This window comes from Cohnella sp. CFH 77786, assembly GCF_019400745.1.
Taxonomy (GTDB): Bacteria; Bacillota; Bacilli; order Paenibacillales; family Paenibacillaceae; genus Cohnella.
On record NZ_WJIB01000001.1, the window covers coordinates 23,366 to 44,185 of the forward strand.

The window sequence follows — 20,820 nt, forward strand, 5'->3', positions numbered from 1 at the left end:
TCAAGACCTCGTCAGGCGAGCAGTGGAGAACTGCAGCTTCTCTTGCAGAAAAACGTTCACCGCTTCGATCGCCGTCTCGACGGCGGCGACTTCCCCAACGATGACCAAGGAACCCGTGAAGCGGTCCAGGTAGCCGATCCCGACACCGGCGGCCTTCGTCGCGATGTCGGCGGCGATGATCGCCGTTTCCGTCGGCGTAAGCGTAAGGATGCCGAGGGCGCTCGCTTCCTCGATGCCGAGCTTCGTATAGAGAATCGGATCGGGATTGGCAATGACGTGCGCCAGCGTCAGCTGCTTGCCGGGCACGTACTCCTGGATCACCCTCTGTTTCTCCTGCTCCATGCGCGCGTCTCCTTTTAGGCCGTCCTATTCGGTCTGCTCGCCGATCTCGTAGCTGTCGACGATGCCGACGATCATCGCGTCCACCGGCACCTGTTTGCCGCTGAACAAGATGCGGGCCGGGCTTCCCCGGGAAACGATGACCTTCTCCCCGACGCCCGCGCCGATCCGGTCGGCCGCGATGACCGTCTGGCCTTCTTCTCGGCCCGTGAAATCCAATTGACGGACGATCATGAGCTTGAGGTTGTCCATGCCTTCCTCTTTCTGGGTGGCCCATACGCTCCCGATGACTTTGCCTAAAAACACGAAATGATCACCTCTCGTCCGCCACATGGACCGTGATGCCTTTCTCTCTGAGCAGATCCTTCGCCAGGGGCGTCAGAATCGTGCCATGCCCGACCGTCAGCCGAGTGAATGCCTTCTCCTTGAGCCGCCGCTCCACCCATTCCGCCGCAACGAGCCTCCCTTCGAACCGAAGCTCGGATTCCGTCTCCGCCGTCACCAAGGTAGACGCCGGCTTCTCCGCACCTTCCGCCGCCTGCTCCGCGTTTGCCGCGGACGTCCCCCACTCGCGAACCGCCATCTCCGCCAGCTGCGCCCGCGGCCCGAACCGAGCCCCGTACATCGCAAGCTCGTGCCTGTAGTAATCGAACAGATTGCGGTACGGCTTCGGAAGCGTCAACGTCTTCAGCGTGCGCCGGTCCGCCCGTTTCAGTCCGGACGCATCCTCGCCGATGAGCACCGGTTTGCCCGTTACGAGAGCGGCGAAGATGACCTCCGACAGAACGGTTCCCCGGATGGCGAGAGACGCCCTTCCCATGCTGTCCAAATCGATTTCCGGGATGACGATGCCGTCGTATTCGAGCGGAACCTCGATCGGCGCAGGGGCGAATTCGTCGACCGCGATCACCTTGCCCGGGCCCCCGCTTTCGATGCGGTGTTTGCCAAGCCAAGCCGACGTATCGCCGTCCAGGAACAGGAGGTCGAACGCGATGCCTCCGTTCCGGAGGGTGATGAAATCGTCGGAATACGCCTCGTGCGCGGTGCTGTCGGCGAAGACGTAGAGCACTTTGGGCGGTTCGGGCGGCGCGGTCCCCGTTGCCGTCAACCCTGAGCCGATGAGCTCGCGAACGATTTCGCGCGCGATCGATTCGGCCAATCGTTTGATTTCCATTCGATGGCTGCCTCCTTCAGGCACCCCGGATTTCCCCGTTCTTGCCGATCATGCGGACGGTGTCCCCCGTTCGCAACGAAGCGGCATTCGCTTCGTCCGTATCCAGATGCAAGTCGAGGGAGTAAGCGGGACTCACCCGGACGACCACGTCCGCGAACCATACCGGACGGTCCCCGGACGTCCGGACGATGATGCTGTCCCCGCTTGCGACCCGGAAGCGCGACGCGTCTTCGGGCGACATGTGGACATGGTTCTTCGCGACGATTAACCCTTCGTTCAGCACGACCGTGCCACGCGCGCCGACGATCGTTACGCCTGGCGTTCCTTGCAGGCGGCCGGACAACCGGACCGGCGGCTGGATCCCCAGCGCATACCCGTCCGTCCGGGAAATCTCGACTTGCGAAGCGCCCCGGGAAGGTCCGAGAATGCGAACGCCGGGGAGATAACCTTTCGGACCGACGAGCGTAACGGTCTCCATGGCGGCGAACTGGCCCCGCTGCGAGAGCTCGCGGTGCGGCGTCAGCGCATAACCGGGACCGAACAGCGCTTCCGCATGCTCCGGAGAGAGATGGACATGCCGGGCCGATACCCCGACGGGAATGCCTAGGTCCTCATCGGAATCGAACGGGCGAGCATTCGCCGCACGACTCGGAGTCCGTTTCACTTCGATGCCGCGGCTTCTCAGAAAGTCTGCCGCAGCCGGCGTCAATTTGTCGTCCTCCGCGACCGGCAGCGGATTCGGAATGCCGCCGGCCAGCCGGGCGCGAAGCTGCGTTTCCGTGATCAGCGCCATAGGCGCCCTTAACCTTCAAGCTTCGGAAGAATGAATTCGATATCCCCGTGCGGACGCGGGATGACGTGGACGGAGACGAGTTCGCCCACTTTCTCCGCCGCCGCGGCTCCCGCGTCGGTTGCCGCCTTGACGGCGCCGACGTCTCCGCGGACCATGACCGTGACGAGGCCGCCGCCCACATGGACCTTGCCGATCAGCTTGACGTTGGCCGCCTTGACCATCGCGTCCGCTGCCTCGATCGATCCCACCAGTCCTTTCGTTTCCACCATGCCCAATGCCGCGAGTTCTCCTGCCATTGATGATTCCTCCTCTGATTATTTAAACTGCAATTCCGTAAGAACGCTCTGCACGATCTTAAGCACTTCCTCGCGGGTAATGCCAAGCTTGCCTTGATCCTGCAGCGTCTGAAGCGCTTTGTCCGCCGCGGAATGCACGGCTTCCGCCTCCGCCGGCGTTTCCATTTCCCGGATGCCGAACGCGACCCTCTTGATATTCAGCAGATGCTGCGGCCCGATATTGTCCGACGTAATGTTGTTGCCGAACGAACCGCAACCCAGTGTCATGGAGGGCTGGATTCCCGTCGTGGCGCCGATGCCGCCGAACGTCGTGCCCGAATTGACGACGATGCGCGACGCCGGCTTCTCCAGCCCGAACGCCTCGATGACCGGCAGTTCCTCGCAATGGATGCCCAGCGTATGCCCGAGTCCGCCGAGTTCCAGCAGCTCGACGCATCGGCGGCAGCCTTCCTGCCAATCGCTCACCGTGTACAGCGCGAGCAGCGGACTCAGCTTCTCCACCGACCAAGGATAATCCAGACCGACTTCCGATTCTTCCGCGACGAGCGCCCGTGCGTCCGGCGGTACGGAGACGCCTGCCATTCCTGCGATCGCTTGCGGCGACTTGCCGACGATCTTCGGATTCAGCCCTTTGCCCGCCATGATGACCGAAGCGACCTTGCGCTTTTCCTCCTCATTCAGGAAGTGGGCGCCCTGTCGCTTCAATTCCTCCGCCAGGCGTGCCTTAACCTCACGGTCGACGACAATGGCCTGTTCGGAAGCGCAAATCGTGCCCCAGTCGAACATCTTGCTCTGGAGAATGAGCCGAACCGCCTTGGCGAGGTCCGCGCTTCGGTGAACGTACGCCGGGACGTTGCCCGGTCCGACGCCGTAAGCGGGTTTGCCCGAGCTGTAGGCGGCCTTGACCATCGCCGTTCCGCCGGTGGCGAGAATGAGGTCCGTCAGCTTGTGTTTCATCAGCTCGCCGCTCGCCTCGATCGAAGGCTGGGAGAGGCATTGGATGAGCCCGGGAGGCGCGCCCGCCTTCTCCGCCGCCTGCCGCATGATCTTCGCTGTCTCCAGGCAGCAGCGGACCGCTCCGGGATGCGGGCTGATGACGATGGCGTTGCGGGCTTTCAAAGCGATCAAGCATTTGAAAATGACGGTGGACGTCGGATTCGTCGAGGGGATGATGGCGGCCACGATGCCGACGGGCTGGGCGACTTCCCACACCCGGCGGTCTTCGTCCCGGCGAATGATGCCGACGGTCGGCATGTCCTTGATCGACCCGTAGACCTCCCGCGCGACGAACAGGTTCTTCGCCTTTTTATCCGCGGGTTTGCCATATCCCGTCTCTTCCGAAGCCATGGCGCCGAGGCGCTCGGCTTCCGCTTCCGCCGCCTCCGCCATCGACCTCACGATCGCATCGACCTGCGCCTGCGTCATCCGCTCCAGTTGCTTTTGCCCCGCCTTCGCTTCGTGGAGGCAATTTCTGACCTCCTGAATCGATTGCAGGTCGGAGTCCAGCTTCATGCCCTATCTTCACCCCCATTACTCTTGCTTCTCCTTCAGCAGACGAAGCAGCTCCGCCCTGCCTGCGGTGCTGATCTGCCTTCCCAGGAGCGGAAAACCGGGCGTGCTGCGCGCCAATCTGCGCAGTTCCTGTACCGGCAGGGCGTCCAAATCCGGCATTCCGCTCCCGGCCATGTTGCCGCGAGCCGATGCCGGCGCCGTCCCCCCCGGATCGGGCCGAATCATCGCGTCGATTCCCGCATCCGGGCGAGGAATCACATGCGCCGAGATCAGCTTGCCGACCCGGCGTGCGGCCTCCGATCCCGCTTCCACCGCCGCCTTCACGGAAGCGACGTCGCCCCGGATGTAGACCGTCACGAGTCCGGCGTCCGCTTTGTCATAGGCGGTAACCCGGACATCCGCGGTTTTCGCCGCCGCGTCCGCGGCCGCGACGAGGGCGGGCACGCCCCACGTCTCGATCATGCCTAGCGCGGATTGCTGGGCATCCATCTTCGCTCACCCGCTTCCTATTAGCGTAACTTTCTCGGTTCCGCCGCCACGCTCCGAACCGCGTCGGCGAACGCCTCTGCCGCCGCGGCGCAAGCCGACTGGCTGCCGGTCAGCAAGCCTCCGGCGAAGTTCGTTTCCGTCGGAGGGCCGTAGAACCGGCAAAGCCGGACGTCCGCGGCCTTCAGCGCCGCGTCCATGCCGTACACCGCTTCCAGCGGAGGCGCGATCAGGTAGGCAAGCGGTTCTCCTTCCCGAATTCCGGCTGTTTTGGACAGATACGAACCGGTTCGCGAAACGGTGTGCGCATAATACGCGTGCGTAGCTTCAGCGTTCAAAGCGTAGAAGCACGCCCCGTTCTCCATCAGCGCGATCGCCGCCTCAAGTCCGCTCTGCACTTCGGCAGGCGACTCTCCCCCCAGGATACCGATGAATTCGCCGGACAGAGGTCCGGATGCGTGCGCCGAGCCGGCATAGAACGACTTGGCGTATACGACCTCCACCGCCGCCTTCTTCGTCGCTTCGTCGACGGCGGTGTAGCCGACGTCGTCGATGCTCGAGGTAAGCAACCCCAGGCTGCGGATGCCCGGCCCCAATTCCAATTCCCTCGCCAGCGCCGCGTCCACGTTCGGAATGACGCGAACCGCGAGCGGCACGGCGCGGATCGGCTGCACCCCCACTCCCTTCACCTCGCTAACGGTTTCGACGGAACGCAAAAAGACGCCAAGGCTCGGAGAGCGGATATCCCGCTCCCGTTACCAAAGGCGTCATTGCCTTCATGTCTATGATTTTTTGCTGCTGCCTCTAATGTAAACGATCGAACGTTTTTTTGCAAGCGCTATCAACTATCGCCAAACCTGCGGCAGCTAAGCTGGAGACTGTTGCCAAATCCAAACCGCAGGAATCAAGATCTTAAATAAACAGATTAATGCCGGATTGATCCGCCTTGCCGAGATAGTAGCCGACACCGCCGATTTTGACCCCGTCGATCAGTTCTTCCTTCCGAATCCCCATCACGTCCATGGACATTTGGCAGGCGACCATTTCGACGCCTTGCCGGATCGCGGTCTCCATCAATTCCTCCAGCGAAGAAATATGGCTGCCTTTCATGACGCCCCGGATCATTTTGCTGCCCAGGCCCATCATGTTCATCTTGGATAGAGGAAGTTTTCGGCTGCCGCGAGGCATCATGGCCCCGAACATTCGGCCGATCCAACTTTTCGACACCGGTATTTTCTCCGGCTTCCGGATCACGTTCAGCCCCCAGAAGGTGAAGAACATGGTCACTTTTTTTCCGCTGGCTGCCGCTCCGTTGGCAATGATGAAGGAAGCGATGGCTTTGTCCAGTTCGCCGCTGAACACGATCATGGAGCTGCCGTCCGAACGGGTTGTTGCCGGGCCGGAAGCGGAAGGCTCAACCGGGGAACCTTTTCTTAAATAAGCCTCAATCATCCCGCTTTGCGTCTTGCCTGCATGGATCACTTCATTGCCGGACATTTGTGCCCAAGCCTGAATATCTTCATAAAACCCGGGATCGGAGGCGATCACGCGCAATACCTGACCTTTAGCCAATGGATCGATTTTTTGTTTTACCTCAATAAGCGGCCCCGGGCAGGACAAGCCGCAAGCATCCAGTTCGACATCGGCACGAATGACTCGCTCTTGCTGCTCAATTCCCGCAGCCGCTTGTTGACGGTAGTTATCTATCATCGCTGAAGCCGGCAACCTCGCCTTGCAGCCTGATGGCTCGTAGGTTGCCATTTTATACGTTTTGTAACCGCCGCTCAAATTCCGAACCCGATAACCCTTCTGTTGTAGAATTCGGGATGCGGTGTATCCTCTTAAACCGACTTGGCAATATACCCAAATCTCTTTATGAGGATCCAATTCACTCAAGCGTCCCCTGAGTTCGTCAACGGGGATGAGGAGGGAGCCGGGAATGTGGCCGTTTCGGTGCTCGATCTCCGAACGAACGTCCACCAGCATGATTTTATCCGGGTCAAGGGATTGCAAATCCCGGGGCAAGAAAACTTGCGTTCGCCCGGCAAGAATGTTTTCCGCCGTATAGCCGGCCATATTGACCGGATCTTTGGCTGAGGAATAGGGCGGCGCATAGGAAAGCTCGAGCTCGGTCAGGTCATTCACCGTCCCCCGCAAGCGAATAACGGCCGCGATATCATCAATGCGCTTGTCCACGCCGTCGGATCCCACGGCTTGAGCGCCCAACACGGTGCCCGCAGCATCAAAAAGCAGCTTGATCGTAAGGGGGGCGGCCCCTGGATAATAAGAAGCATGGGAACTTGGATGCACGTAAGTGACATGATAAGGAATACCCAAACGCTGCAGGGTCTTCTCGTTATTGCCGGTGGCGGCTCCCGTCAGGCCGAAAACTTTAATGATCGATGTTCCTTGCGAACCCTTATAGACCGTACCCAAGCCGCAAACGTTATCCGCCGCGATCCGTCCTTGTTTGTTGGCTGGACCGGCCAAAGGGATCGCGGTCTTGTTTCCGTTCACGAAGTCGACGACTTCCACCGCATCGCCAACGGCAAACACGCCTTCGAGATTCGTCTCCAGCTTATCGTTCACGACGATGTGGCCTTTGGGAGTGAGTTCCAGTCCGCTGCCTCTTAAAAAGGCGGTATCGGGCGCAACGCCAATCGCCAGAATCGCCATGTCGCCCGACAAGGTTGTTCCGCTGGCTAATTCAACCTGGATTTGTTCCCCCGTTTCCTTGAAAGATTGAGCATGGTCCCAGAAAAGAAGGTTCACGCCATGTTGTTCCAATTCTTGGGCCAGAACATGGGACATCTCGATATCGAACGGCGTGAGCAGCTGCAGCCCGGATTGGACCAAGGTGACATCGAGTCCGGCTTGTTTGAGATTTTCGGCCATTTCCACTCCGATGAATCCGCCGCCGATCACGATCGCCGATTTCGTATTCGATCCGATGACCCGATCTTTCATGCGGTCTGTGTCAGCAAGGTTACGCAAGGTATAGATTTTGGAGCTTTCAATCCCGGGTAAGGCAGGTCGAATCGGCTTCGCTCCCGGCGACAAAATGAGATAATCGTAACTCTCGTCGTAAACCCCGCGCTCTTTGCTGCTCACTCGCACGGTTTTGGAGATGGGATCAACGCGAGTTACTTCGCTCTCTGTCCGGATATCGAGATTAAAGCGCTTTTGCATCGCTTCCGGCGTCTGAACGAGCAATTTGGACCGGTCTTTGATGGAATCTCCAATATAATAAGGCAACCCGCAATTGGCAAAAGAAATGTACTCGTCTCTCTCAAACATCACGATGTGCGCTTCTTCATCCAATCGGCGCAGCCTTGCAGCGGCCGAAGCGCCCCCGGCGACACCGCCGACGATTAACACTTTCTTCCTCATGCTTCATCCTCCCCGAAGAAAATCTTGATGATTCCTTTCACTCTGTCGTCAGCGATCGTGTAGTAGACTTCGAGTCCGTTGCGTTCCGTCGTGACGATCCCGAAGCTGCGAAGCTTTTGCAAATGCTGCGACACCGTAGATTGCGGAAGCTCCAGGCATTCCTGCATGTATCCGACGTTGCAATGTCCTTTTTTGAGAAGTCCTTTGACGATGCACAGACGAACCGGATGAGCGAGGGCCTTCAATATATCGGAGGCCTCGTGGAACGGTTTAAAATTGTTATCCATATCAGGGCCACCTCAAATAATGAATTTGTTTATCGCTATATTACGATATTGCGATTAAAATTGCAAATCATAGGTCAGGGTACTCATTGCTTGCCTTATGAAGGAATACACTCTATTGTAAGGGTTTTCAACGTCACGCACCTGATAGTAACTTCAGCCTGCTCCGCTTCCCTGCCGGAGATAAGGAGCACATTGCCGGGGAATAGTCGAAAAAAAAGGAAATGATGGAAGTCGGTCGAATTGGTAATCCGGAAGCGTTGTACCCAAGATAATCATCCCGATCCGTGGAGGTTCGTTCCATGAACAAGAGGCTTCTGAATTCGCCGATAACTTACGCGTTCGGCATGTTCGCCATGATGGTTCCCAGCCATGCGTTTTCCGCGTTCCTGCAGTTTTACTACGTGGACGTGTTAGGATTGACCGCGGGCTTGTTCGCGATCGGCAAGACGATTTACTCGATATGGGATGCGGTCAACAATCCGATGATGGGATATTGGTCCGACCGGACGAATACCCGATACGGCCGGCGGAAACCTTGGATCGCCGTCGCGATTCCGCTTTTCGTCGCTTCCTTTATTTTTTCTTTCTCTCCGCCGGCCGGCCTGGGGCAAACCGGCCTCTTCATCTGGCTGGTGGCCGGATTCTTGCTGTTTGAAGGGATTGCGACCATCTTATGGGTCAACTACGGGGCGCTGTTTCCGGAGCTGTTCAAAGGGGATCGGCTGAGGGCGAAAGCTTCGGCGGTCCAGCAGGGCTTTCAAATCCTGGCGATTCTGCTCGCGAGCGTCCTGGGTCCGATGATTTATGAAGCGCTAGGCTACGGGAAAATGTCGATCATCTTGTCCTTGATCTTTGCGTTGTTCATGATCCTTCTGCTGGTTTCGGTCCGGGAAGACGAAGAGGCCCGCAAAGTTCCTCCGCTCAAATTCACGGATGCGTTCCGGGAAACTTTGAAAAACAAAGAATTTTGGATTTTCAACATTGCCAATTCGTTCGCCCAGACGGTCAATGGGTTGCTTGGAGCGATGATTCCGTTCTACGCGAAGTATGTCCTTCACATTCCCGGCACGCAAGTTTCGGTTCTTCTGGCGTCCGTCTTCGTTCCCGTGATCCCGCTCGTTGCGGTATGGTATATGATCGTGCGGAAATTCGGCGGACTCATAAGCTGGCGTTTCTCGTTTCTGGTGTACGGCTTATCCGCCATTCCCCTCTGGTTCGGGACGAATCTCGGAAGCGGCATTGCGGCCGGAATCGTCGTCGGGTTCGGATTGGCCGGTTTTCTGGTAACCCCTGCGGTGCTGAGCGGCCAAATCGTCGACCGCGATGCCGAAAGAACGGGACGCAGGCGGGAAGGCATTTACTCCGCCGTCGGGGGGTTCATTACGCGTTCCAGCGGACTGATCTCCGCCGTCGCGTTCTGGATCGTCGGGATGATGTACGGCTACGTGAACGGGGACAATCCGGGTCCGAATCCGGAAACGGCTTTCCGGGTGCTCATTTGCGTCGTCCCGATTTGTTTGCTGGCTATATCCTTCTTCATCTCCTTACTCTTGAAGGATGACTTGTCCAGCTCCGCGAAAAATCAGGATCGGAAACCGGGATTGCCGATCGCCTAACGAGGAGGTCCCCTTTTTGAAATATTTGATCTTGAACTGCGACGACTTCGGCCAAAGCCCAGCCATGAACCAAGCCATCATGCATCTCCTCGAGGAACGGAAGGTGTCGTCCGCCACGATCATGACCCCGGCTCCCGCATTCGAGGAGGCTGCAGCCTGGTGCCGGAAGAACAAGGACGTTCCGATCGGGCTGCATCTCACCTTTACGAGCGAATTTGCCGTTCTGCGATGGCCCAGCTTGACCGGTCACCCTTCGCTTCACGACGGCAGCGGGAACCTGCCGATGACGGTGAAGGAATTCGAAACCCGGGCGGACGCCGGCGCGGTCAAGGCGGAGATGCTGGCGCAGCTTGAGGCGGTCGGCAAAGCCGGAATCGAAGTCACTCATGCGGACAACCACATGGGCAGCTTGTACGGCTTGGAAACGGGACGCAGCTTCCTGCCGGCCGTACTGTGGTTCTGTTCAAGAAGGGGTTTGCCCTTCCGGCTTTTCCGATACGTGGACCCCGGCGACCGGTTTCTCGCCTCCATACCGAACGTCCATAAAACGGTCGGCAAAGTCGTAGCGCTGGCCGATACGCTGGGCGTCTGCGTACCCGACTACCTGCTCAGCCATCCTTTCGTCATCGAAGAAGGGGAAACGTACGAGTCATTCAAGCGATCGCTGATCGACAAGCTGTACCGGCTGCCGGAAGGGGTCGTGGAAACCTACGTTCACCCGGGCGCCGAGGATCCGTGGATGCTTCGGAACATCCCCCACTGGGAGAAGCGGGTGTGGGAATACAAGCTGATGCTGGACGGCGATTTCGCCTACGCGCTTCGGGACGCCGGCGTGACGCTCACGGATTACCGGTACGTGCGGGCGAATTTAAGGAGGCCGAGACTGAAGTCCGCGGCCTCCTTATTGAGATCCCTGTTCTGACAGCAGCTGCCGGATCTTCCGATGGAAGCCTTCCGGCAGCTGCTCCCATTCCGCGCAGCGGCAGAGGACCGACGACGGCCCTCAGGTCTTCGACGAAGCCCGTTTCCTCTGCTCCCACTCTTCTCTCAAAATGCTCATTTGGATGACGTCCCAATACTTCCCTTCGCGGAAAAGGCTTTTTCTCCGGCGGCCTTCTTCGAGGAAACCGCACTTCAAATAGCATCGGTACGCTCGCAGGTTGAACTCGTATACGTCAAGATCGAGACGGTTCAGGTTCATCGAATGGAACGCGAAACGCTGGAGGAGACCGATCGCTTCGCTCCCGTAGCCTTGATCCAGGCAATCCTTTCTGCCGATGACGATGCCGAGGGAGGCCGACCGGTTCTTCCAGTCGATCCGGTGAAGATCGATTTGCCCGATGTAATCGAGCGAATCCTTGAAACTGATGACGAACCCCTTATTGTCGGCCGATTTGTTCTCCACCATCATGTTCAAATAGGATTCCGTGTCGTGAACGGTTTGCGGATATTGAAACAGATCGTGCAGCGTGCCCGTGATTTCGGCATCGTTCACCCACTGCCGGATATGCGGCATATCGTCAAGCCGATAATCTCTCAGGGTAATGCGTTCTCCGTGCAAATAAGCCATCCTTCGCGCCCCCCTCTCCTTTTGCGAAAACGATGTATCGCAGGACGATCTCATTCCGTATGGAAAACCATATGATCCTTAGCGGACCGGTAGTAGTCCAACCTATCTTGCAAGCTCCCCGTGTGGAATTCGAACAGATGCCCGTCCGGATCCCGGAAATAGATCGAACGCTTATCCCTTTCATCCCGGGGCCGCCCCGGCAAAATCTCCGCTTGCGCTTGCTTCAGCCGATCCAACAGCGGCTGGTAATCTTCGTCCGAGATCGTGAACGCGATATGGGTGTAGCTTCTGACTGCCCGGCTGCGGTCTATATCCTCCTGATTCAACGCAAGCCACAATCCGTTCAAATCGAAATAGGCGAGTTTCCTCCCCCGGACGAGCAGCTTCGCGCCGAAAACTTCACGGTAAAACGCGATGGACCGATCCAAATCCGACACCGAGAAACAGAAGTGGTTAATGCCCTGAATGTTCATGTCATTCTCCTTAATCCAGCCAAACCTCCCTGTCGTTTGAGCGTGCGGCTTCGAACAGCCAATGGATCTGCCGTTCCGTGTTGCGTTCGGTCGACAGTTCGGGAAGCTCGTCCGCTCCGAAGAAACCGACCTGCAGCGTTTCCATGCCCGTTTGGATTTCTCCGCCCGCGATCTCGCAGAGAATGAACATTTTGTAAACATGCCAAGGCGACGGAGGGTGTTCGTGGAATTTCTTGTCCATCACCCCGAGCAGACGAACAGGCGTCACGTCCAGTCCGGCCTCTTCCTTCACTTCCTTGACGACGACTTCTTTGGGCGAGAGCCCGACATCCGCCCATCCGCCGGGCAGCGCCCAAGCGCCATCGATCCGTTCCCGGACAAGCAGAATTTTTCCGTCCCGGAAGACGACGCCCCGGACGTCCGTTTTCGGAGTCGCATAACCCGTTTCTCCCGCGAACAGCGTCTTGATCTTGTCGGTTTCGACGTCCGTATATTCCGAGAGGATTTCGACGCTCAGCTCCCTGAGCAGCTGGAAACGCTCCAGGTCGTACGGATCCCTCGAATATTCCAGCCCGGCCTGGCTGATCGCCTGAATCTGCTTGGCCCACTCCAACCATTTCAACTGCATCAGGACATCCTCCGTTTCTTTCTTCTCCAGATCCACCCTGAAACCGCGATCAACAGGAAACTTCCGGCTCCCCACCAAACGGCCGGCGGCGTTCGGGTTTCGAGCAGGGTACCCGGATTCAGGCCATTCCCGTCGGCGAATTTGATGCCAGCACCCAACAACCGGATGTCCCGGTCAGCTTGATCGACCGGCACGTTGCCGCTGCATAAATTCGTCTGAAGCATTTCCCGCGCCTGGTAAGCGTAAACCAAATAGCTTCGGTTTTTAGAGAACTCGAATCCGCATGAAGCGGAAGGTCCGGCATAGCTGTAGACAGTCATTTTGCGAGAGTTGACGCCTTTCCAAGCCGTTTCCACCTCGAACAGGTACTTGCGGACGCGGCCGGCCGATTTCATTGCTTCGCGTGCCGCCGATTTGCTTCACCTTGCCCGCGAAAACGGCGGATGAACGCTCCAACCGATCCCGGACATCGCTGCCGGCGCAACTGCAGGCGTACGCCCTCTCTTGCGGAAACGCAAAGAGCCCGGCGAACACGACGGAGAACAATATCCACCCGATTCCGAGACTTCTCATTCCGACCTCCACCCGTTTGACGTTCCTTATCGGTCAGAGCCGCTCGGTAAACTTGCGGACAAGCTGTTCCTCCGAGAGAGACCGCAGCTCCTCCGCCTTCGCCGTGACTTCGTGAGTCAGCTTATCCAAGTCGTAGCGGCCGAAAAACGTCATGAAGAAGGTACGCACCAGCGGATTTCCTTTGCGATAGGCGCGCAAAATCAACGTTTCCGCCTTCCCGTCCCACGTCAGACGAACGTGGCCGGACGGACAGCCGAAAACGGTGTACCTCGTTCCGTGAACGTGCGGGTGGTAGTCCTGCTTGGTGATGGTATACCCCTGGGGCTCCAGGCGTGACTTCACTTCTCGCTCGATGAGCTCGAACGTTTGCTGCGGCTCGAATGAATGCATGGATGACCTCTCTTCTACGACGACTAGCGGTTTCTTTCCATTTTACCAAATATATCCGCCCAAGTCCCCGCCAGTTTGCTCCGCATAGCCACAATTTTGTATGTAAACAAACAAGGTAAATGCTTCCGAACGATTTGCCGATCATGAAATATTTCCAGACGAATACGGTTCGGTTATCTTCATAATGGCGAATTGGCGCATTCGGTCTTTCGTCTTCCTGCTCTTGCTTGGTATGATGGGTGTGGCCTATCGAAAATGGCATTTTGTCTGGTTCGCGAACGGCAGGTGGTGACTGATTTTCAACACCGACGCGATTTAGGTTTATTTTACGTTAATTCGGCTGGATCAATGGTATTAAAGCTATTTAACGTTGATTCCGGGCGGGGCGGGGAGATACCGATCATGCAATCTGAAATGGGAAAAACGGCGGGGACCGAAACGCGGACGCGGCATGGAAACCGGCTGCTTCTGTTAAGCGCGGCAACGATTCTGTACTGGGCTTCCATGTATATTTACGTTCCGATTCTCGGCCCGTATTTGGAATTCCGGGGGATCCCGGTCGCCCTGATCGGCTTCATCCTCGGCAGCTATGGCTTGACGCAGATCGCGGTCCGGTTGCCGTTAGGTCTCTATTCGGACGCGATGCGGCGGCGGAAACCGTTTCTCATTGCAGGCATGCTGGCCGGCGCGGCCAGCTGCGCCCTGTTCCTGCTGCCGGGTACTTGGGGAGGTCCGCTCGCCGGCCGGCTCATCGCCGGACTGTGCGCATCCGCGTGGGTGCCGTTCACGGTTCTGTACGCGTCCTTCTATCCGGCCAACCGGACCGGCCAGGCGATGGGGACCCTGCAATTCTTGACCGTTACCGGCCAGCTCGCCGGCATGCTCGGCAGCGGCTGGCTTGCCCATTGGGGCGGGTATGACACGGCGTTCCAAGCGGGGATCGTCCTGGCGGCTGCAGGACTTCTTGTCGTGCTCGGGATCCGCGAACCGGCATCGGACGCCGTGCCGGCTGGGCATACGGATGCACATTCGCTTCGCAGCCGGGTTTTCCGATCCGCCGGCTTGTGGCAAGTCTCTTCGCTTTCCTTGTTGGCCCATGGGATTCTGTTTATTACGATGTTCGGGTTTACCCCGCTGCAAGCGGTACAGATGGGAGCCGGAGAGGCGCAGCTGACCGGAATCGTCGCGGCTTTCATGATTCCCCATGCGGCCGTTTCTCTCGTTGCGGGACGTTATCTGGCGCCGAAATTCGGCACAAAAGGCCTCATCCTGTCCGGGTTCCTGCTCACGGGACTATTTACCGCGGCCATCCCATACTCCCATTCACTCGGCGGACTGGCCGTCACGCAAGGGCTGAATGGAGCCGCCCAAGCGCTCTATTTCCCGCTGCTGCTCGGCATGGCGATTCAGGATTTTCCGCCGGTGCTGCGCGCTTCCGCGATGGGGTTGTACCAGTCCGTTTACTCGGTCGGCATGTTCCTCGGTCCTTATTTGGCCGGCGGGTTGAACGCGCTCGGCGGGCTTGCGGCCGGATTCTGGTTCGGAGGCCTGCTTGGCCTTACGGCTGCGGTTCTCTCGGCGGTCTTCTTCCGTACCGCGTCAGTCCGCAAGCCACAGCATAACCGCTAGCGCGGCCGCCCCCGCCGCGAAAGCCGTATCCCGCCATCGCCACTGAAGCCGCGAGCCGCGCGTCGGTTGCACGTCCCCGCGCACGCCGCGGCTTTCCAAAGCGATGGCCGCATCGTCGGCCAGCCGGAAGAGCGCGAGCATCAGCGGCAGCGTGATGCCCCGGAGCCTTCGGAACCAGCTCCGCGGGGAGGCTCCGGTCACCTTGCCCCGCGACACGAAGATCCTTCCGAAACGCTCCCATTCCGCGAGCAGAACGGGAACGAAGCGGACGGTCAACGTGACGGTGAGCACGACCCGCTGCCAGAAAGCCGATACGCGGCCTTGCCGGATCGCAAGCTGCTCCAGCGCCCTTCGCAGCGATAACGGAGTCATGACGAGCGGAACCCCGAGTCCGATCAGCAGGACGGCCAGCGTTCTCGCGAAAGGGAACAGCGTGTCCGTGAACACCTCGAAATCCCAGCCGACCGGACCTCCGTTCGCCGGAGTGAAGTCCAGGGCCGCCCAAGCGGCCAATGCCGTTCCGAAATAGACAAAGCCGAGGATCATCCCTTTCCACCGGACGAGAGGGATTCTCGCGACCGTCAGCACGAGTCCGACGATAGCAGCCCCCGCCAACAATCCTCTCCAGGTCGACAGCGAAAACAGGCCAGCGGACAGAAGCGCGTACCCGAGCCAAATCGCGCGGGGGTCGTATCTCGTCAGAGGGTGCAGGTGTGATCGGGGCTCCCTTATCCTTCTGTCTGAAGTTCCCGTTACGGGTTGACCGGGTATCTCAACCCCACGGTTTCCCCCGGCCTCCGATCCGACGACCAGCGCTTCGGCCGCGTCAGCCGGTTTCCACCACCGCTCTAAACCTCCTCCGCCAGCCATCCAGGCCATGCGGACGATCCGCATCCATGCCGGAACCTCCAAACCAACGCTTACCAGCATGTCCGGATTCGCGATCAGTTCCTCCGGCCTGCAATCCGCGATTTCACCCGACGGATGAAGCAGCAGAATCCGATCGGCAAGCGGAAGCGCCCAATCGGAATCGTGAGAGACGAGCAAGATTCCGCGGCCTTCCCGCTTCAATGCGGACAGATGATCGGCCAGCTTCCGATGGCCTTCCCGGTCCAGTCCGGCCGTCGGTTCGTCCAATAGCAGCCAAGGCGCGGGGGTCGCGAACAAGGCGGCAAGCGCGGCACGGCGCCTCTCCCCGCCGCTCATGCGGTAGGGGTCCTTCGGCAGCCACGACGAGTCCCAACCTACCGCTTCCAACGCCCGCGACGTCAATGATGCGGCGTCCAAGGACGGTTCCTTCGCGTAAGGCCGGAGCGAGTACCGAATCTCCTCCTCCAGCGACCGCAGGAAGAGCCCTTGTTCGGGCGACTGCCCGGCATACCCGCAGCGCGAGAGCGCCTTCGGGTTCAAACGCGCTTTGCCCGTCCATTTCCCGCGGATCCAGAGCGGCTCAGCTCCGTAATGTACCGTCATGCCTTCGGGTTCCCGCAAGCCTGCCGTCTTCTCGAGGAACACCGTCTTGCCGGCTCCGTTAGGGCCGATTACGAGCGTCAGCGTGCCGGGCACAAGCGTAAGGGAGAGCGCGGAGGCGCGGCCGTCCTCCTCGCCGTCTAGACCGCGAAGCCCGCCGATCGTCAGCGGAACCGGATTTCCCCCCGACCCTGCTTCAACGAGCGTCTCCCGCTCCACTCCGCGCATGTCCCCACACCTCTCGCCATTCTCGCTCCGTAACCGGTAGAGGATCGGATAACCGCCCTCTTTTTTTCAACTCTGCCGCGAGCGCCGCCAAATACGGCAGCCGAAGTCCGCATGCTTCGCAAGGGGAGGGGTTCCCCGGACTTCCGTAAAAAAACGTCCGGCTGTCCCCGTCGAATCGGATCCGGCCTCCCTCCATCGCCACGGTGCGTTCTTCCGGTTCCAGCTCGTCCAGTCTCTGCGTGACCCAGACGATCGCCGTACCCTGTTTCTGCATCCTCTTGGCCATCTGCTTCACCATTCTCCGGTTGGCATCATCGAGCATCGAAGTCGCTTCGTCGAAAACGATGAGCGGACAATCGGCCGCCGAAGCCGCCGCGGCGGCGGCAAGCTGCCTTTGCCCGCCGGACAGCCTCTCCCACCGCGTATCCGCCAGTTCTTTCAATCCTGCTTCGGATAGCGCACGTTCGATCATGTCGGGCATACGCTCCGGCGGCACCTGCCGCCATTCCAGAGCGAACTGCACTTCTTCGCGGGGCGTTTCTCCGAATAGCTGGGCTTCCGGTCGCTGAAGCACGACGGGCGACGCTACGTCTCCCGCGAATCCACGCTCGATCGTGCCGACGCTCCCATCCGCATGCAGACCCGCGAGCAAGCGGGCCAGCGTGGACTTGCCGCTTCCGTTGACGCCGACGACGTTGACCCACGCTCCGGCGCGGATCGTAAGCTCGATCTCCTCTACGAGCGGAACGGCTTCGCCGGATTCTAACGTAACATACACCGATACGTTCCGCAGTCTCATCGATTCATCCTCGTTGCCGCAGACGGTCGTCATCGCCATTTTCACTTAAACCCTCTTCCCAAATCCTTCATTCCCATGCTACAATCCCATCTGTTAACCTATAATTGAAAAATAGGTTAACATTCGAAAGGAGATTTGACAATGACCAAGCCAAACCCCGCAACACCCGCCCCCTCCCGTTCCGGCTCATCCGCGGCAGACGCAAGCCGATGGATCAGGGGCATCGTATTCGTCGCCCTGTTCGCCGCCTTGTTCATCGCGGCCAGCTTCGTGAAATCGTCCCCCGGAGCGGCGGTCCCGTATTCCCTTCAAACGTTCGCGATCATGCTCGCCGGCGGGCTGCTCGGGGCCGCATACGGTTTCTGGAGCATCTTCCTGGTCGTCGCCCTGACCACGGTCGGGCTGCCCCTCATGAACGGTCCGGGCGGATTCGCCCAAGTATTCGGTCCGACGGGCGGGTTCATCTGGATGTTTCCCGTCTCCGCGCTGTTGATCGGCTGGGCCAGCGACCGGCTGTTCTCGGGGCGGAGCAAGCTGAACGCCGCCGGGTACATCTTGCTGCTTCTCGCCATGCTCGCCTTCGGCGTGCTGCTCGTCTATGTTACCGGCGTCCCTTGGCTGGCACATGTATCCGATAAGCTCGATTTGGCGGGCGCGATCCGAGTCGGCATGATCCCGTTCCTTCCGGCCGACACCGTCAAAGCGGTCGCCGCAACCGCGATCGTCGCGGCCCTTCGGCCTTCTCTGCCCGCCGTACGTCCCGTCAAAAGAAAACCGTAAAGCCGAAAGGGGCCCCAAGGCCCCTTTTTTCGATATCCTGTGGGATACCCACGAGTGTGACATCAATCATCGCCTAGTGGTGAAAACAAATGACTTATAGTTCCACCAAAATGGCGGGCGAGCGGCTGAGTTAAGGTACAAAATGCCTTTATTCCGCCAAAATGGCGGGCGAGCAGCTGAATTAAGGTACAAAATGCCTTTATTCCGCCGAAATGTCGGATGCGCTACCGAGTTAAGGTACAAAATGCCTTTATTCCGCCGAATTGGCGGGAGAACTACCGAATTAAGGTACAAAATGCCTTTATTCCGCCAAAATGGTGGACATGCTACCGAGTTAAGGAACAAAATGCCTTTATTCCGCCAAAATGGCGGGCATGATACCGAGTTAAGGAACAAAATGCCTTAATTCCACTAAAATGGCGGGCGAGCGGCTGAGTTAAGGTACAAAATGCCTTATATCCCACCCCGACCCTTCCACGAATACAACTTATAATGCCTTGCGGTAAATCTCCGCGACATCCTCCAGCGTTAACGTCACGTAGCGCCCCCTCGGTCCGGCAGCAGTCGCTTTGCCGGCCATGATCACGAGCTTCGAATCGTCGATGCCGTAATCGCCAAGCCGGGTCGGCGCGCCGATCTGCCTCCAGAACTCCCTCAGCTCCTCAATGCCTTCCCTTCCGACCTCAAGCGTGTTCTTGCCGTCCGGATCCACGCCGAAGACGTTGACGGCCAGTTGGGCGAACCTCTCCGGGTGCTTCTCCACCGCCAAGTCCATCCAATGCGGGAACAGGATCGCGAGACCGCCGCCATGCGGGATATCGTAAACCGCGGACACCGCGTGCTCCATGTCGTGGTTGGCCCAGTCTCCGGTCACGCCCATCGAGAGCACTCCGTTTAACGCCATCGTCCCGCAATAGAGAATCGTTTCCCGCAGCTCGACGTTTTCCAAATCCTGCATCAGCTCGGGAGCGGTGCGGACGATCGCCCGAAGGATCGCTTCGCAGAAGCCGTCCTGCACCGGAGTCATGGCATCGTGGTGAAAATATTGTTCGAACACATGGGACATCATGTCCACGATTCCGTATACCGTCTGGTCCTTAGGGACCGATGCCGTGTAAGCGGGGTCCAGGATCGAAAACCGCGGATACACGTGATAGCTGCTCCAGCCGAGCTTCTCTTGCGTCTCCTCGTTCGTGATGACCGAATTGGTATTCATCTCCGATCCGGTGGCGGCCAGCGTCAGCACCGTGCCGAGCGGCAGCGCCCCCTGGGCGGAACGCTTGCGGCTGACGACGTCCCAAAAGTCCCCTTCGTACACGGCGGCCGCCGCGATCGCCTTGCCGCAGTCGAGCACGCTTCCGCCGCCGACCGCGAGCACCCAATCGATGCCGTTCTCCCGGCATAGCTCGGCGCCCTTGCGCACCGTGGAGATCCGCGGATTCGGATCCACGCCGGACAGCTCCCAGACTTCCGCCCCTGCTTCCCGCAGCGCCTTCATCACGTCGTCGTACACGCCGTTGCGTTTGATGCTGCCGCCGCCGTACAACAGCAGCACCCGTTTGCCCAGTTTGTTCGCTTCGGCGGTCAGTTGGCGGATCTCTCCCTGGCCGAAGATCAGCTTCGTCGGATTCTCGAAAACGAACGATTTCACGGCAATCTCCCTCTCTTTCCCGCTTTCCGGCGGACTCCGTTATACTATCGTCTCCCGTATCCTATCACACGCGAAACCGCAACTCAAATTCGGCAAAGGCGAAGCCGCATATCCCCAGTAAAACGGCTATGCCGTCCTATTCGGACGGCATAGCCGTTTATCGAAGCGATTCGGAAAAGTATCGCGGATATTGAATTTGCTGAATCCCGGGGATATGCGGCTGCGATTTATTCGCCGTATCCGTCTGCAGGCGCTTGCGGCGGCTCAGCGGCTTCCATATCGATCTTCTCCGCCACCGTGTCGCGGATAATCGAGACGATCGACTGCAGCAAATAATTCACGTCGACTTGGCTCTGCTGGAACTGCTGGACGACCGGCATTTCGTCCAACTCGTCCTGCAGCGCGTCGATTTCCTTCTGGATTTTCTCCACCATCTGCTCGTTCTTGAACGTCGTTTCGAAGGCGACCAGCTCTTTCTGCTTCTTCTTCATCTGGGCGATCAGACCTTGAACCTTCTCGTTGGCCTGGATGAGCTTCTCGGCGCGCTGGAACAGGCTGACCTCTTCCGTCGTCGTGATCAGATGAGCGAGCTCGCGGGCCCTGGCCAAAATATCTTCCCGCACGATCAATTCGCGGTTATCGAATTTCGGAATACCGCATCCGTCCCCATGCTCGTGAAGGTGATCGTGGTCATGCGCATGTGCATTCATTTAAGGAAACTCCTCCCGTTAACCGG

Annotated in this window: 23 protein-coding genes; 4 read left to right on the forward strand and 19 right to left on the reverse strand. The window is 58.9% G+C overall.

Annotated features, from left to right (window positions below):
• The 10 genes from GE107_RS00115 to GE107_RS00160 all read right to left on the reverse strand — a co-directional run bounded on the left by GE107_RS00115 (position 1) and on the right by GE107_RS00160 (position 8,277).
• Positions 1-342, reverse strand: a complete 342-nt coding sequence (locus tag GE107_RS00115; RefSeq protein ID WP_219637373.1) for a BMC domain-containing protein — start codon at positions 340-342, stop codon at positions 1-3.
• Between the two features lie 24 nt (positions 343-366).
• The gene (locus tag GE107_RS00120; protein ID WP_219637374.1) at positions 367-645 is read right to left on the reverse strand and encodes a EutN/CcmL family microcompartment protein; all 279 of its coding nucleotides are present in this window, start codon (positions 643-645) and stop codon (positions 367-369) included.
• Between the two features lie 7 nt (positions 646-652).
• On the reverse strand, positions 653-1,513 hold the full coding sequence (locus GE107_RS00125; protein WP_219637375.1) for a hypothetical protein: 861 nt from the start codon (positions 1,511-1,513) through the stop codon (positions 653-655).
• A gap of 16 nt (positions 1,514-1,529) precedes the next feature.
• A complete protein-coding gene (pduL, locus tag GE107_RS00130; protein ID WP_219637376.1) occupies positions 1,530-2,306 on the reverse strand; it encodes a phosphate propanoyltransferase in 777 nt (258 codons plus the stop codon).
• Positions 2,307-2,314: 8 nt separating this feature from the next.
• Positions 2,315-2,602, reverse strand: coding sequence for an ethanolamine utilization microcompartment protein EutM (gene eutM, locus GE107_RS00135; protein ID WP_123040136.1), 288 nt, complete (start codon positions 2,600-2,602; stop codon positions 2,315-2,317).
• Between the two features lie 18 nt (positions 2,603-2,620).
• Positions 2,621-4,114, reverse strand: coding sequence for an acetaldehyde dehydrogenase (acetylating) (locus GE107_RS00140; protein WP_219637377.1), 1,494 nt, complete (start codon positions 4,112-4,114; stop codon positions 2,621-2,623).
• An 18-nt stretch (positions 4,115-4,132) separates the two neighbouring features.
• Entirely contained in the window at positions 4,133-4,603 is a 471-nt protein-coding gene (locus GE107_RS26905) for a BMC domain-containing protein (protein ID WP_219637378.1), read from the reverse strand.
• Between the two features lie 20 nt (positions 4,604-4,623).
• Positions 4,624-5,280, reverse strand: coding sequence for an ethanolamine utilization microcompartment protein EutL (eutL, locus tag GE107_RS00150; protein WP_219637379.1), 657 nt, complete (start codon positions 5,278-5,280; stop codon positions 4,624-4,626).
• Positions 5,281-5,512: 232 nt separating this feature from the next.
• Positions 5,513-7,990: a DsrE/DsrF/DrsH-like family protein gene (locus GE107_RS00155; protein ID WP_219637380.1), complete on the reverse strand. Its 2,478-nt coding sequence runs from the start codon at positions 7,988-7,990 to the stop codon at positions 5,513-5,515.
• Entirely contained in the window at positions 7,987-8,277 is a 291-nt protein-coding gene (locus GE107_RS00160; RefSeq protein WP_219637381.1) for an ArsR/SmtB family transcription factor, read from the reverse strand. Before GE107_RS00160 ends, GE107_RS00155 begins: the two co-directional genes overlap by 4 nt.
• 299 nt (positions 8,278-8,576) lie before the next feature.
• Between GE107_RS00160 and GE107_RS00165 the strand changes: the two genes are divergently transcribed.
• Both GE107_RS00165 and GE107_RS00170 read left to right on the forward strand, forming a co-directional pair.
• A complete protein-coding gene (locus tag GE107_RS00165) occupies positions 8,577-9,893 on the forward strand; it encodes an MFS transporter (RefSeq protein ID WP_219637382.1) in 1,317 nt (438 codons plus the stop codon).
• A gap of 16 nt (positions 9,894-9,909) precedes the next feature.
• Positions 9,910-10,815 carry a polysaccharide deacetylase family protein gene (locus GE107_RS00170; protein ID WP_255570068.1) on the forward strand — a complete coding sequence of 302 codons (906 nt, stop codon included), beginning with the start codon at positions 9,910-9,912 and terminating at the stop codon, positions 10,813-10,815.
• A gap of 81 nt (positions 10,816-10,896) precedes the next feature.
• Here GE107_RS00170 and GE107_RS00175 read toward each other — a convergent pair whose 3' ends face one another.
• The 5 genes from GE107_RS00175 to GE107_RS00195 all read right to left on the reverse strand — a co-directional run bounded on the left by GE107_RS00175 (position 10,897) and on the right by GE107_RS00195 (position 13,527).
• Positions 10,897-11,463 (reverse strand): GNAT family N-acetyltransferase, encoded by a 567-nt coding sequence (locus tag GE107_RS00175; RefSeq protein WP_219637384.1) that lies wholly within the window; start codon positions 11,461-11,463, stop codon positions 10,897-10,899.
• 50 nt (positions 11,464-11,513) lie between these two features.
• On the reverse strand, positions 11,514-11,936 hold the full coding sequence (fosB, locus tag GE107_RS00180; protein WP_219637385.1) for a metallothiol transferase FosB: 423 nt from the start codon (positions 11,934-11,936) through the stop codon (positions 11,514-11,516).
• Positions 11,937-11,946: 10 nt separating this feature from the next.
• A complete protein-coding gene (locus GE107_RS00185) occupies positions 11,947-12,564 on the reverse strand; it encodes an NUDIX hydrolase (RefSeq protein WP_219637386.1) in 618 nt (205 codons plus the stop codon).
• Positions 12,564-12,959, reverse strand: coding sequence for a hypothetical protein (locus GE107_RS00190; protein WP_219637387.1), 396 nt, complete (start codon positions 12,957-12,959; stop codon positions 12,564-12,566). Before GE107_RS00190 ends, GE107_RS00185 begins: the two co-directional genes overlap by 1 nt.
• A 211-nt stretch (positions 12,960-13,170) precedes the next feature.
• Entirely contained in the window at positions 13,171-13,527 is a 357-nt protein-coding gene (locus GE107_RS00195; RefSeq protein ID WP_219637388.1) for a hypothetical protein, read from the reverse strand.
• Between the two features lie 402 nt (positions 13,528-13,929).
• Between GE107_RS00195 and GE107_RS00200 the strand changes: the two genes are divergently transcribed.
• Positions 13,930-15,156, forward strand: a complete 1,227-nt coding sequence (locus GE107_RS00200; RefSeq protein WP_255570069.1) for an MFS transporter — start codon at positions 13,930-13,932, stop codon at positions 15,154-15,156.
• On the opposite strand, the gene GE107_RS00205 is transcribed toward GE107_RS00200, so the two are convergent.
• On the reverse strand, positions 15,127-16,854 hold the full coding sequence (locus GE107_RS00205) for an ATP-binding cassette domain-containing protein (protein WP_219637389.1): 1,728 nt from the start codon (positions 16,852-16,854) through the stop codon (positions 15,127-15,129). The two genes, GE107_RS00200 and GE107_RS00205, sit on opposite strands and share 30 nt — an antisense overlap.
• On the reverse strand, positions 16,823-17,692 hold the full coding sequence (locus GE107_RS00210; RefSeq protein WP_255570107.1) for an energy-coupling factor ABC transporter ATP-binding protein: 870 nt from the start codon (positions 17,690-17,692) through the stop codon (positions 16,823-16,825). The genes GE107_RS00205 and GE107_RS00210 overlap by 32 nt, the downstream gene beginning before the upstream one ends.
• Positions 17,693-17,794: 102 nt before the next feature.
• Between GE107_RS00210 and GE107_RS00215 the strand changes: the two genes are divergently transcribed.
• The gene (locus tag GE107_RS00215; RefSeq protein ID WP_219637391.1) at positions 17,795-18,433 is read left to right on the forward strand and encodes a biotin transporter BioY; all 639 of its coding nucleotides are present in this window, start codon (positions 17,795-17,797) and stop codon (positions 18,431-18,433) included.
• Positions 18,434-18,920: 487 nt separating this feature from the next.
• On the opposite strand, the gene GE107_RS00220 is transcribed toward GE107_RS00215, so the two are convergent.
• Together GE107_RS00220 and GE107_RS00225 are read right to left on the reverse strand one after the other, a co-directional pair.
• A complete protein-coding gene (locus GE107_RS00220) occupies positions 18,921-20,084 on the reverse strand; it encodes an iron-containing alcohol dehydrogenase (protein ID WP_219637392.1) in 1,164 nt (387 codons plus the stop codon).
• A gap of 227 nt (positions 20,085-20,311) precedes the next feature.
• Entirely contained in the window at positions 20,312-20,794 is a 483-nt protein-coding gene (locus tag GE107_RS00225; protein WP_219637393.1) for a YlbF/YmcA family competence regulator, read from the reverse strand.
• Positions 20,795-20,820: the final 26 nt, after the last annotated feature.